Below are 13,694 nucleotides of genomic sequence, written 5' to 3' on the forward strand. Positions count from 1 at the left end.
TGAAGTTTCGTGCCATGGCGGTAACAGAGACTGCATCTTCAGGACTCTGCAAAAGGAGCGCCATCAGATGCCTCTATCAGGCTCGCAAGACAATATGGATATATCATACACAAAATCATTATTAACGTTCCCTCGATCAGTCCACCACACCGTGCTCCGGCAACAGGCGATAGCGCCGTTTGCCGTCCGGGTATGCCGACTCCAGCAGTATGACGGCATCACCCACCGCGGGCGGACGGCCCAGACCCTGGACCCGGATTTCCTCGCCGGTTTCCAGACGGACCCGCAGGGTCACCAGGGTGACGGACTGACCGGAGCGCAGCCCGGTGGCGGTGCCTTCGTTGACCTCCAGCACCGTCGCGCTCACCTGTCCCGTGACCGGGGCACCCCGGGGCAGCAGCCACAGCCCGGCCACCAGGGCAAACCCCATGACCACCACCAGAAACCTCAGGCGGTTGCTCACATAACCAAACCCATCGGCCATGGCCATCCCTCCCCGGGCAGGATTTACCAGAACATGAAGATCAGGAATGCCCCCAGCAGCAACCGGTAGATGACGAAGGGCAAAAAGCTCATGCGGGCCAGCAACTTGAGGAACAGGTGAATGCACAGATAGGCGCTGACCCCGGCCACCAGGGCGCCGATCAGAATCATCGACCAGGCGACGTTTTCCTCCGGAGCCTGGATGAGCCCCCAGGTCTCATAGCCACCCGCCAGGGCGATGATGGGAATGGAAAGCAGGAAGGAGTAGCGGGCTGCCGCCTGACGGTTGAACCCCATGAACAGGGCGGCGGTCATGGTGGCACCGGAGCGGGAGACCCCGGGGATCAGCGCCAGGGCCTGGGCCAGGCCGATCACCAGCACATCCAGCCAGCCGATCTGGTATTCATCCCGTCGCCGCCGACCCACCCAGTCCGCCAGCCCCAGCAGCAGGGCGAAGGTGATGGTGGTGAAGATGATCACCTCCACCGAACGCAGGCTGGTGGAGATCACGTCGTGGAACAGGAGTCCCGCCAGGCCCGCCGGAATGGTCCCCAGACCCACGGCCCAGGCCAGCTTGGCATCCGGGGTAAAGCCCCGCCCCACCAGCGAACCGGCCCAGTGGGTGGCCATGCGCCGCAGCTCGGCGCGAAAGTAGAAGATCACGGCGGCCAGACTGCCCACATGGGTGGCCACGTCGAAGGTGAGCCCCTGATCCTCCCAGGCGGTGAGCTCGGGCACCAGGATCAGGTGGGCGGCGCTGGAAATGGGGAGAAATTCCGTCAGGCCCTGTACCAGGGCAAGGACCAGGGTCTGGAAGAGATCCAAGGCGAGGCTCCATTCGTGGGTTCCGGGGGAACATTATCCGTGCCACGCCCCGTTTGAACAGCCCTTCTCTCTGCTTGTCTTTCTTCCATGGGGCCGGTTGCGCAACGCACCTGTCGTCACACCCATGAATCTCCCGCCGTCACTCCTGCAATCTCTTGCTGTCGCTCCTGCAAATCTTTGCCGTCGCTCCCGCGCAAGCGGGAGCCCATAATGCCCAAGTCCGTCCCTGGATTCCCGCTTGCGCGGGAATGACGTCATTGAAAACCAGCATCAATGTTGGACACCCCCCGGGTTCCTGCTTGCGCGGGAATGACGTCATTGAAACCAGGCATCAATGTTGGCCCCCCGGGTTCCCGCTTTCGCGGGAATGACGTCACTGAAACCAGCCATCCAAAACGCCCAGAGCGCCATGGACATCGCCACCGCTTGCGATGGGCTCGCGGGAACGGCTACATCGCTGCACAAGCAGGTCCAGGGCTACAAGACATGAGTTCGGGCCGGCGCTTACCTGACGAGGCGCGACGGCAGGATCATGGGCCGTTTCGACACCCCGGACCGCTGATCCGGCTCGTGCCGCCGGTCTGGGGGGTCACCTGGATGCGGGTGGCGATGCGCTCCTTCAGCGCGGGTACATGGGAGATCAGGCCTATCAGCTTGCCCTCCTCCCGCAGACCCGCCAGGGTCTGCAGGGCCGTATCCAGGGCATCGTCGTCCAGGGTGCCGAACCCCTCGTCCAGGAACAGGGAATCCACTCGCACCTGGCGCCCCGCCATGTGGGACAGCCCTAGGGCCAGGGCCAGACTGACGATAAACCCCTCGCCGCCGGAGAGGTTCTTGGTGGAACGGATCTCGCCCCCCTGATAGCTGTCGATCACGTTCAGCTCCAGCGGCTGGGCCTCGTCACGGATCAGCAGATAACGGTCCGTCATCTTCTGCAACTGCCGGTTGGCGTGACCGATCATCATGTCGAAGGTCAGCCCCTGGGCAAAGTTGCGGTACTTCTTGCCGTCGGCGGACCCGATGAGTTCATGCAGCTGATCCCAGCGGTCACATTCCTGCTGCTGCGCCTCGATGGCCGCCGCCTGGTCCTGATACTGCTTCCGAAGAGTGTCATTGTCCGCCAGGCGCTGACGCAGCCCGCCGATCGCCTGCTGCAGCGCCTGATGGGCGCGGACCTGATCCGCCAGCTGTTCCCGCAGCATCGCCAGGGGCTGATCGGTCAGGGCCCGCTCCCGGGCCGTCGCCAGCTGACGGCGGGTGTCCTCCGCGCGAGCGCCCAGGGCCGCCCGCTCCGCCTCCAGTGTCTGGGCCTGTCCACTCAGTGCCCGGCGCTCGGATTCCGGCAGACCGGCGGCCTGAAAGTCGGCCTCGTCTGCAAGGCCCAGTGCCTCCAGGCGCTGTCGGAAGGCCATCTCCGCCTCCCGCAGCCGGGGCTCCCGCTCCGCCAGGGCCGCACGCAGATCCTCCAGCCGGGTGCGCAGCTGCCGGCGCTCATCGCCCGTCCGGCGAGCCTGCTCGCGAGCCGACTCCAGCGCCCCTTCCGCCGCTTCCACGGCGGCCTCCAGCTGTTGCTGTTCCGTCTCAGGAGACTGCTCGCCCAGTAACCGCTGGCGCTCGGCCCGCAGGGCCTCGGCCGACTGTTTCAGGGTGTCGGCCTGGACGGATCGCTGACGCACATCCTCTGCGCTGTCCCGGATCTGCCCGGCACGGTGGGTCATGCCGATCTCCAGGGTCTTGAGCTCTCCCTCCAGGGTCGCCAGGGCCTGCTGACGGGACTGCCATTGAGCGTGACGCTGCTCCAGTTGTTCCAGCAACGCGGGCAGGGATGCCCGCTCGACGGACCGGATGCCCAGCGGCTGCACCGAACCCAGCAGCAGATCCTGCTGCCGGGCCAGTCGCGCCCGCAGATCCGACAGTTCCCCTTCCAGACGCCGGACCGTCGCCGCTTCCCCATCCCGGCGATGACCGGCGGCCATCAAGGCCTTTTCCGCCTCGACCAGCGCCTCCCGAGCCCGTTCCAGCGCCTGTCGACGCCCCTCCAGCACCGTCTGGTCCGCCTCCACCGCCTCAATGCGCGAGGCGACGGCATTCAGTTGATCGGCATTGTCCCCGGCCAGGATCTCCAGTCGCCCGGGCCACTCGGGGGCTGCCATCGCCGGTGCCAGGGCCGCCCCATGGCGGACCAGCTCGGCGGACCGGGCATCCAGGGCCGCAGTCTGGGTCTGCCGTTCCCTGGAAATCCGCTCCAGATCCTTCCCCACCTGAGCCCGCCGAACCTGCAGATCCGTGTCCTGTTGCCGCAGGGTCTTCAGTTCGGCCCTGACCCGGTCAAGGGCTTCCCGGGTCTCGCCCGCCGCGGGCACATTGCCTCGTGCATAGGGGTGGTCCAGGGCACCGCACAGGGGGCAGGGTTCATCGTCCCGTAGCTGTCCGCGGGCCGACTCCAAGGCCTCGATGCGCTGCAACAGACCCTGCTGGGTCTCCAGCAATGTCGCCTTCTCCTCCAGCCCATGGAGCCGTTCGGACAGGGTTCCGGCCTCCCCGCCCAGGCGCTCAAGGTCTGCGGACAGTCCCTGCTCCTCCACCACCAGGGCCGCCAGCCGGGTACGGGCCTGATCCCGGGCCGCCAGGGCCTCCCCGGCCTGCCGGATCCGCGTCTCCCGCGCCTGCAACGCCGCCAGATCCGAGCGCCAGTCGGCCAGGGTCCGGCCCTGCAGCCGGGTTTCCATGACCTGGTGGATCTCCTGCCACCCGGCCTGCAGATCCTGCTGCGCCAGGGTCAAGGCTTCAAACCGCTCCTGGCAGGCCTGTCGCTCCGCCTCGGCCCGTTCCTGGGCCTCCCGATGCTGCCGAAACGCGGTGATCCCGTCATCCTGCTGTCGATGCAGGGCCTCCAGGGCGCTGGCCTGCTCCCGGATGCCGGTCAGCCGGCCCACCAGGGTTTCATCGGCGCGGGTCCGGTCCAGTTCACCACGCAATACCCCGGTCTGTTCCCGAACCGCCTGCAACCGCGCTGCCGCCCCGGTCTGTTCCGCCTGCAGCGCCTGCAGGCGCTGTTTCGAGGCGGTCAACACCTCACGAGAGTGCGTCAGGGCCGTGAGACGGTCGGCGATCTGCAGATCCAGTTCCCGTACCTTCTGCAGCACCGGCAGACGCGCCCGCAACGTCCCGCGGGCGGCATTCAGTTGTGCCAGTGTTTGCTGCTGAGCGGCTTCCGCCTGCCGGGCCGCCGCCTCGGCACCGGGCAACTCGGCCTCACCGGCAACCTGCCGCGTCCGATCCTGTGCCTGACCCTGGCGCAACTGGATCAAGGCGGCATGATCACCCGCCAGCTCCAGAGCTTGCCGGGCCCGGTGCAGCCGCTGCCGATCCGGGGCGAAGGCCCTGATACGGTCCTCAAGATCCACTGCCTCCTGTTGGATCTGCAACTGGGCGGCCTCCAGTGTCGCGATCCCCTCCAGCCAGTCGACGGCCTTGCGGTGCTGTTCCACCTGTGCGTGCAAGGCCGTCTCCTGGGTCTGCCGCGCCGCCAGTTCCGCGGACAACTGCTGCTCTTCCTCCGGACTGAGCAGACGCATGCCTTCCAGTGCCGTCCGTAGATGCTCAAGGGTGCGGCGGGCCTCGCCGCGGCGCTCATGCACGGCCACGGAGATGCGACTGTAGATCTCCGTGCCGGTGATCTGCTCCAGGATCGGCGCACGCTCATCCGGCGGCGCCTGCAGGAAGGCCGCAAAACCGCCCTGGGCCAGCAGCATGGAGCGGGTGAAGCGCTCGAAATCCATGCCCGTGGCCTGTTCGATCTGTTCCGCCACCCCCCGAACCTTGGCCTCAAAGATCTCCCCGGTGTCCGCATTGGCGATCTCGTGGCGGGGGGCCTGCAACTCCCCGTCGGGCCGCCGTCTGGCCCGATGCTGACTCCAGTGGCAACGATAGCGCCCCGCCGGCGTCTCGAAGGTGACTTCGGCAAAGCAGTCGCCCGTGTGCCGGGACATAACTTCGTTGCCGCTGCGGTTGACCCGGTGCAGGCGCGGTGTGCGGCCGTAAAGGGCCAGGCAGATGGCGTCCAGCAACGTGGTCTTGCCGGCGCCGGTGGGGCCGGTGATGGCAAAGATGCCGTCGGCGGTGAAGGCGGGGTGGGTCAGATCAACCGACCATTCACCGGCCAGGGAGTTAAGATTCTTGAAGCGTATCTGCAGGATGCGCATGGGGCAGATTCCTATTCCGCGAGCGGGTCGGCATCATCAAGGGCGGTCACGGTCTCCCGATAAGCCAGGCGCAGGGACGGCCGCTGCGTGTCCGGCACTTCATGCCGGGTCAGGCAGCGTTCGAAGACATCATGGACATCCAGATCATCCAGGGTTTCCCGGTCGTGGCACTGCGCCAGCACACGGTCGATGACCCGGGCATTCTTCAGCCGCAGGACCTCCAGACGGCTGCCCGCCAGGATCTCGTCCAGCCGCGCCCGCAGATCACCGATCACCGCCTCCCCCTCGTAGATGACCTCCAGCCAGGCCCGCGAATCGGTGGCGACCAGCTCCCGCAACCGGGCCTGGATCGCCGCCCAGTCGCCACGCACCCGGGCCAAGGGCTGGAACACCGGCACCTCCGGACAACGCACTGTCAGAGTGCCGCCCGCCTCCAATTCCACCAGGCAGACGCTCTTGCGCTGCCCGGCCTCGCCAAAGCCCATGGGCAGGGGCGAGCCGCTGTAGCGCACCCGCTCCGAGCCCTGCACCGTCTGCGCCACGTGCAAATGGCCCAGGGCCACATAGTCCAGACCATCAGGGAAGATATCGCGACCCACGTGGGCCAGGGACCCCACATACAGATCCCGCACGCCGTCGCCGTCCATCGTCCGGCCACCGGCGGTGAACAGATGGCCCGTGGCGAGCATGGGCGGATGCCCATCCAGTGCCGCCCGGCGCCGACAGGCCAGTTCGACCACGGCGCGGTAATGGTCACGGATTCCCTCGATCAGCTTGCGGTCCTTGTCCTCCAGGCTTTCCCCCGCCTCCACCCGACGGATGTCCCGGTCCCGCAGATAGGGCACGGCACAGACCACCAACTCCGCCGCCCCCGTCTCCGGGTGATGTAGCGTCAGCACCTCGTCGGCAAGGTCGTCGGGAGCGGCGCCGATCACGTGCACATCCAGCACCTTCAGCAGTTCGCGGGGGGCATCCAGAAAGGTGGGGGAGTCATGATTGCCGGCCACCACCACCACATGTCGACAGCAGGAACCGGCCAGCCGGCACAGAAACCGGTAATACAGGGACTGGGCCCGGTTGCTGGGGGTACTGGTGTCGAACACATCCCCGGCCACCACCAGCACATCCACCCCGGCGTCCTCGATGAGCACGGCCAGCCAATCCAGAAAGGCCTCGAATTCGTCATAGCGCTGCCGGCCATAGAGGCGTCGGCCCAGATGCCAGTCGGAGGTGTGAAGGATTTTCATCCACGCCCCCCTCGCGCTACCGGTGTCGCCCCGATGCCGGCAATGGCACGGTGGTCCGTCGGCACCATGGGGCCGACATTGTTGAAGAAATGCTCCATCGGAAACTCCGCCACACGCCGCTCCATCACTCCCGACTACTTCATCACTCCCGACTACTTTTTTGTCACTCCCGCGAAAGCGGGAGCCCAGGATTTCCGGCACGCAGCCCCTGGATTCCCGCTTGCGCGGGAATGACGATTATGGCAACAAAGGCATATTTCCTTTCCTTCACAAACCCTACCCCGTCACCCCTAACCACTCCATCACCCCCAACCACGCCGTCACTCCCGCGAAAGCGGGAGCCCAGAATGTCCAGCACGCGGCCCCTGGATTCCCGCTTGCGCGGGAATGACGGGGTGCCGGTGAAACAGACGAAATAGCATGCCCTATGGATTCCCGCGTTCGCGGGAATGACGCGCGCGGCAACAGGAGCCCATTGCCTTCCCCACTCACCCCAACGGCGTCAGCAACCCCACCACGGATCCGGTCATCAGGGTGGCCAGTGTCCCGGCCACCAGGGCTCGCATCCCCAGGGCCACCACCTCGCCACGCCGCTCCGGCACCATCGCCCCCAGACCACCGATGAGGATCCCCAAACTGCCCAGGTTGGCAAAGCCGCTCAGGGCATAGATCAGGATGAGCTCGGAACGCGGGGAAAGCACCTGCGGATCCAGCTGCGCCAGTTGCAGGAAGGCCAGCATTTCATTGAGGATGGTCTTTACCCCCAGCAATGTCCCGGCCACCCGCGCCTCCGACCAGGGAATGCCCATCAACCATGCCAGCGGCGCCATGATCCAACCCAGCAGGCGTTCAAGACTCAGGGCCTCTCCCCCCACCGCGGGCAGCAGGCCCAACAGGCCGTTGGCCAGGGCCACGAGGGCGATCAGCACCACCAGCAAGGCCACGATCTGCAGCAACAGCTCCAGGCCGCGCAGGGTGCCCCGGGTGATGGCGTCCATGGCCCCGGCCGCCGGGTCCAGCCCCTCGCCCAGCGCCCCCTGAGTGGCCGGGCCGGTGGAGGGGACCATCACCGCCGCGATCAGCAGTGCTGCGGGCAGGCTGATCACCGAAGCGATGATCAGATGCCCCAGGGCGTCGTCCAGCACATGGCCGATGAAGGTGGCATAGAGCACCAGCATGGTGCCTGCCAGGGTGGCCATGCCCACGGTCATCAGGGCAAACAGCTCGCTGCGGGTCATGCGCGCCAGATAGGGGCGCACCAGCAGGGGGGACTCCACCATCCCCAGAAAGACATTGGCCGCCGTCCCCACCCCCAGGGCCCCGCCGATGCCGAAACTGCGCTCCAGCACCCGGGAGGCCCCGCGAATGATCAGCGGTAACACCCGCCAGTGAAAAAGCAGGGCCGACAGGGCACTCATGACCAGGATCAGCGGCAGGGCCTGGAAGGCGAAGACAAAGGCCTGCCCTGCCCCTTCGGCCTCGAAGGGCAACTCGGCCCCACCCAGATAACCGAAGACAAAGGCCGTGCCCGCCTGAGTGGCCTGACTCAGGGCGATGACCAGTTCGTTGGCCCAGAGAAACAGGTGACGCCCTCCCGGCACCCACAGCAGCAACGCCGCCAGACCGAATTGCAGTCCCAGGCCCGCCGCCACTGCCCGCCAGGGCATGCGCCATCGATCCTCGCTCAGCAGCCAGGCGATGCCGATGAAGACCACCAGCCCGGCAATTCCCTGCACCATCAACACGGGTGCACTCCCCCAGGGTCAAATGCCGGGAAGAATAACCCGCGGATGGCGAATCTGGATATCCGAAGGCGCAGCTCCCTTTTCCCGGCCCAAGCCGACCACCTGCGAACCATTAATAAAAACTATTGTAGAAATGCAAACCATTCATTTGAATATATCACCCATAACCTCTATAACTTAATAACGAAAGCAGGGTGAATGGATCGGCGCGAGTCGCTCCCGGCAACAATGGCCGGGGAGCGTGGCCTCGCACAGGCCGCCTGAGCGGGTTGCCCTGCCCCGAATGTGGTCTGGATTTATGGATCGATACCAACCAACCAAATAGCAGGGGAGATAGACATGGCCGGAAATAACGTCAGCAGCGGAGGCAAATGCCCGGTAGTACACGGCGGCAATACTGCAAGCGGGGCCTCCAATATGGAGTGGTGGCCCAATGCACTGAATCTGGACATCCTTCATCAGCATGACACCAAGACCGATCCGTTGGGTGAAGACTTTGATTATGCTGAAGCATTCAAGAAGCTGGATCTGGAGGCGGTGAAGCAGGACCTGCGCGCACTGATGACGGACAGCCAGGACTGGTGGCCAGCCGACTGGGGTCACTACGGCGGCCTGATGATCCGCATGGCCTGGCACGCCGCCGGCACCTACCGCATTGCCGACGGCCGCGGCGGTGCCGGAACCGGCAACCAGCGCTTCGCGCCGCTCAACAGCTGGCCGGACAACGTCAACCTGGACAAGGCCCGCCGCCTGCTGTGGCCGATCAAGAAAAAATACGGCAACCAGCTCTCCTGGGCCGACCTGATCATCCTGGCCGGCAACATGGCCTATGAGTCCATGGGGCTGAAGACCTTCGGCTTCGCCGGTGGGCGTGCGGATATCTGGCACCCGGAAAAGGACATCTACTGGGGTTCCGAGAAGGAATGGCTGGCACCCACCGACAACCCCAACAGCCGCTATTCCGGCGAGCGCGACCTGGAAAACCCTCTGGCCGCCGTGATGATGGGGCTGATCTACGTCAACCCGGAAGGGGTGGACGGCAAGCCGGACCCGCTCAAGACCGCCCATGATGTGCGCATCACCTTTGCCCGCATGGCGATGGACGACGAGGAAACCGTGGCACTGACCGCCGGCGGCCATACCGTGGGCAAATGCCATGGCAACGGCGATGCCTCCAAGCTGGGGGCGGAACCCGAGGCAGCCGGTGTCGAGGAGCAGGGCCTGGGCTGGCATAACCCCCAGGGCAAGGGCCGCGGCCGCGACACCATCACCAGCGGCATCGAGGGCGCCTGGACCACCCACCCCACCCAGTGGGACAACGGCTATTTCAAGATGCTGCTGGAGCACGAATGGGAACTGAAAAAGAGCCCGGCCGGTGCCTCACAGTGGGAGCCGGTGGACATCAAGGAGGAAGACAAGCCGGTGGATGTGGAAGATCCGTCCATCCGCTATAACCCCATCATGACCGACGCCGACATGGCCATGATCAAGGACCCCATCTACCGGGAGATCTCCGAGCGTTTCTACAAGGATCCGGCATATTTCAACGAGGTCTTCGCCCGGGCCTGGTTCAAGCTGACCCATCGCGACCTGGGGCCGAAGAGCCGCTACCTGGGGCCGGACGTGCCCCAGGAAGACCTGATCTGGCAGGACCCCATCCCCACCGTGGATTACACGCTGGATGACGGTGAAATCGCCGACCTCAAGAAAAAGCTCCTCGCGAGCGGCCTGAGCGCCTCCGAGCTGATCACCACCGCCTGGGACAGCGCCCGGACCTTCCGTGGTTCGGACTACCGGGGCGGCGCCAACGGTGCCCGGATTCGCTTGGCCCCGATGAAGGACTGGGAAGGTAACGAACCGGAACGGCTCAACAAGGTGCTGGGGGTGCTGGAAGGCATCCAGGCCGATCTGAGCAAGCCGGTGAGCATGGCCGACCTGATCGTCCTGGGCGGCACCGCGGCGGTGGAAAAGGCGGCCCGCGATGCCGGTGTCGACATCACCGTACCGTTCGCACCGGGCCGTGGCGATGCCACCGAAGAGATGACCGATGCTGAATCCTTTGCCGTACTGGAGCCGCTGCATGACGGCTACCGCAACTGGGTGAAGAAGGACTACGTGGTCAGCCCGGAAGAGATGCTGCTGGACCGCACCCAGCTGATGGGCCTGACCGCCCATGAAATGACCGTGCTCGTGGGCGGCATGCGTGTCCTTGGCACCAACCACGGCGCCAGCAAGCATGGTGTGTTCACGGATCGCGAGGGCGTGCTGAGCAACGACTTCTTCGTCAACCTCACCGACATGCGCTACAGCTGGAAGCCGGTCGGCAACAACCTCTACGAAATCCGTGACCGCAAGAGCGACGAGGTGAAGTGGACGGCCACCCGGGTCGACCTGGTGTTCGGCTCCAATTCGGTCCTGCGCTCCTATGCCGAAGTCTATGCCCAGGACGACAACCAGGAGAAGTTCGTCAGGGACTTCGTCAAGGCCTGGGTCAAGGTGATGAATGCGGATCGCTTTGATCTGAAATAGGCACCGGGATGGAGGCGTCGCCTCCATCATTCACTCTGAACCCTTCGGGCGCAGCCATCTTCCGGCCGCGCCCTTTTTTCATCCGCCGCCCCTGATCTGCTGAAAGTCCATCAAACAGAAAACTTTCCCGCACCGATTCATTCTTACCTGGAAAGACCCATCCCCTTCCCGGCGCATGAGGTTCCACCGATGAAAGTTCTGGTATTGGGCAGTGGCGTGGTCGGTGTCACCAGCGCCTGGTATCTGGCCAGGGCGGGACACGAAGTGACGGTGATCGACCGGCTGGAGGCGCCGGCCATGGAAACCAGTCACGCCAATGCGGGCATGCTGTCGTTTGACCACTCCACCCCCTGGGCCGCACCGGGCGTCCCCTTCAAGGCCATCCGATGGATGATGCAGGACCTCGCGCCCCTCTACATCAACCCAAGGGCCATCGACATCCGGGCACTGGGCTTTCTGGTCAGGATGCTGGGGCAGTGCACCAACTCGGCCTTCGAGGTGAACAAGGAACGCATGCTGCGGGTGGCCCGTTACAGCGCCGAATGCTTCAAGGCACTGCGGGAAGAACTGCCGCTGCACTACGATGGCCGCCAGAAGGGCACCCTGGAACTGTTCCGCACCGAAAAAGAACTGGCGGATGCGGCCATCAATGTGGCCATTCTGGAACGCTGGCATATTCCCCACGAATTGCTGGACGTGGATGCCTGCATCCGCCATGAACCGGCCCTGGCCCACGTGCGGGAAAAGATCGCCGGAGGCGTGCTGCTGCCAGGAGATGAGACCGGTGACTGCCGCAAGTTCACCCTGGCCCTGGCAAAGGCCTGTGAAACCCTGGGCGTGACCTTCCTGATGAACACCTCGGTCGAGGCCATCGACACCGGCAACGGGAAAATCACCGGCGTCAGGACCTCCACCGGCACCCTGACCGCCGACCGCTACGTAGTGGCGCTGGGCTGTGAATCACCCAGGGTACTGGGCGGGATCGGCATCCATCTGCCCATCTATCCCCTCAAGGGCTACTCCCTCACCATGCCGATCCTGGACGAGGATCGGGCACCCCAGTCCACGGTGATGGACCAGAAGTACAAGGTGGCCGTCACCCGCTTCGACCACCGCATCCGGGTGGGAGGGATCGCGGAGATCGCCGGCGACAACAAGGACCTGCCGCAGCGGCGGCGGGCGGCCATCGAATTCGTGGTGCGCGACCTGTTCCCCGGCGGCGGCGCGGTGGAGGCGGCGGAGTTCTGGACCGGACTGCGTCCCATGACCCCGGACAACGTGCCCATCCTGGGCGGGACCCGCTACGACAACCTGTTCCTGAACACCGGCCACGGCACCCTGGGCTGGACCATGTCCCTGGGCTCGGCAAGATTCGTGGCCGATCTGGTCAGCGGACGTTCCCCGGACATCGATCCCACGGGCCTGGGGGTGGATCGTTACCGCTGAACGGCATCGGCCTCGATCACCGCAAGCTTCTGGCCGCGATAGATCAGCACATAGTCGGCCATGTCCTGCCTGGCCCGTTTGCCGCCGCCCTGCAGCCGACCGAGGGTGATCACCTCACGCCGCACCCGGCCTCCTTCAGGGCCGGGTCGATGAGTTCAGCGCGGGTTTCGGCTTCGTTCATAGGTGCTCTGGCTTGCTTGCAGCAAAAAATGACCGGGTCTTGAGCGATAATCAATAGTCAATCAAAAAAATTGCGCCCTTTATAATTCTATAATTTATTGTATTTTATGGGTTTTCTTCATTTTCCCGGGCTAAAAGCCGCGCGAAATCAAAACCCGATCAAGAAATCAGGCCCACCACGGCACATAGCCAGCTCGCGGGTGTTCAGGGTCCGCCGCCCGGATCAGGCCCGCTTCCAACGCCTTTTTGAGGACCCCGGAAGCCTGGGAAGCATTTCGGCTTTCGATACCAAAGCGCTCGCACAGGGTGGCATTTTTCATGCGCTCACCGCTCAAGAATTTCAGGATCGAATGATGATAACAGGCCCGGGTTCTTTCATCGGGGGTCATCTGCGCGAAGGTTCTTGGACCATATAGCACCACCTGCATGGCGTCGCCTTCCTCGCGGAATAGTGGCGGCGGCAGTTGGAACAGCTCCACCGAGGCAATGACTTTATCCAGTCCGCTCCCTTGTTCCTCGCACATTCCCATGCGACGCATCAGTGCCGCCAAAGCTTCATTGCGCGAACGCGGTGGCAGGTCAATCATCCTCTCAGTCGGCACCAGCGGCTTGCCCGGGTTAGTGATTTCCATGCGATCAACAAAGACTTCAATCTGCGGCCCGGCACCCGATATAGTCATATCCTGGTGAATCAACGCATTGGCAATGAGTTCTCGCACCGCGATGGTGGGAAACAGGGGTTGCTCGGTGCGCAATGCAGTATCAATATGCTCATTCTTTGGCAGGAGGCCGTTGATAAATTCGATCAGACCTTCAAAACCTATTGCGTAGCCCTTGTTGCCATCGGCTCGATGAGTCACGGTTGCGGCGCGATTCCGCCCCCCATAGGCAATAAAACGCACTGCCTTGCGAGCCAAAGAAGAGTTGAACGCTGCCAGGTTGGAACCAAACAGAATCGCGCCAAGATTTGTAATATTCCATTTGTCGCCTACATCCTTGCCGATCAACCCTTCAGCGCTGAGCTTTTCAAAAAT

At 64.3% G+C, this 13,694-nt stretch carries 9 protein-coding genes; 2 read left to right on the plus strand and 7 right to left on the minus strand.

All coding sequences use genetic code 11. The features are described 5' to 3' along the window. Window positions 1-136: 136 nt before the first annotated feature. The 5 genes from LQ952_RS02695 to LQ952_RS02720 form a co-directional block, all read right to left on the minus strand. Complete coding sequence (locus LQ952_RS02695; protein ID WP_238621122.1) at window positions 137-484, minus strand: hypothetical protein; 348 nt, start codon at window positions 482-484, stop codon at window positions 137-139. Between the two features lie 23 nt (window positions 485-507). Further along, a complete protein-coding gene (locus tag LQ952_RS02700) occupies window positions 508-1,308 on the minus strand; it encodes an undecaprenyl-diphosphate phosphatase (protein ID WP_008930851.1) in 801 nt (266 codons plus the stop codon). Between the two features lie 530 nt (window positions 1,309-1,838). After that, window positions 1,839-5,513 (minus strand): AAA family ATPase, encoded by a 3,675-nt coding sequence (locus tag LQ952_RS15835; RefSeq protein WP_274521938.1) that lies wholly within the window; start codon window positions 5,511-5,513, stop codon window positions 1,839-1,841. 11 nt (window positions 5,514-5,524) lie between these two features. Further along, window positions 5,525-6,760, minus strand: a complete 1,236-nt coding sequence (locus LQ952_RS02715) for an exonuclease SbcCD subunit D C-terminal domain-containing protein (RefSeq protein ID WP_238621123.1) — start codon at window positions 6,758-6,760, stop codon at window positions 5,525-5,527. Between the two features lie 488 nt (window positions 6,761-7,248). After that, the gene (locus tag LQ952_RS02720; RefSeq protein WP_255721755.1) at window positions 7,249-8,499 is read right to left on the minus strand and encodes a NupC/NupG family nucleoside CNT transporter; all 1,251 of its coding nucleotides are present in this window, start codon (window positions 8,497-8,499) and stop codon (window positions 7,249-7,251) included. A gap of 345 nt (window positions 8,500-8,844) precedes the next feature. Between LQ952_RS02720 and katG the strand changes: the two genes are divergently transcribed. Together katG and LQ952_RS02730 are read left to right on the plus strand one after the other, a co-directional pair. Continuing rightward, on the plus strand, window positions 8,845-11,034 hold the full coding sequence (gene katG, locus LQ952_RS02725; RefSeq protein WP_238621125.1) for a catalase/peroxidase HPI: 2,190 nt from the start codon (window positions 8,845-8,847) through the stop codon (window positions 11,032-11,034). A 189-nt stretch (window positions 11,035-11,223) separates the two neighbouring features. Further along, window positions 11,224-12,480: a D-amino acid dehydrogenase gene (locus LQ952_RS02730; RefSeq protein ID WP_238621126.1), complete on the plus strand. Its 1,257-nt coding sequence runs from the start codon at window positions 11,224-11,226 to the stop codon at window positions 12,478-12,480. Here the strand turns inward: LQ952_RS02730 and LQ952_RS15840 are convergent. After that, window positions 12,471-12,605 carry a hypothetical protein gene (locus tag LQ952_RS15840; RefSeq protein ID WP_274521939.1) on the minus strand — a complete coding sequence of 45 codons (135 nt, stop codon included), beginning with the start codon at window positions 12,603-12,605 and terminating at the stop codon, window positions 12,471-12,473. The genes LQ952_RS02730 and LQ952_RS15840 overlap by 10 nt on opposite strands. Window positions 12,606-12,827: 222 nt before the next feature. Continuing rightward, window positions 12,828-13,694 (minus strand): ATP-binding protein (locus LQ952_RS02735; RefSeq protein ID WP_274521940.1); only part of this gene is annotated, 867 nt, incomplete at its 5' end.

This window comes from Ectothiorhodospira lacustris, from assembly GCF_022227785.1.
Lineage (GTDB): Bacteria > Pseudomonadota > Gammaproteobacteria > Ectothiorhodospirales > Ectothiorhodospiraceae > Ectothiorhodospira > Ectothiorhodospira lacustris.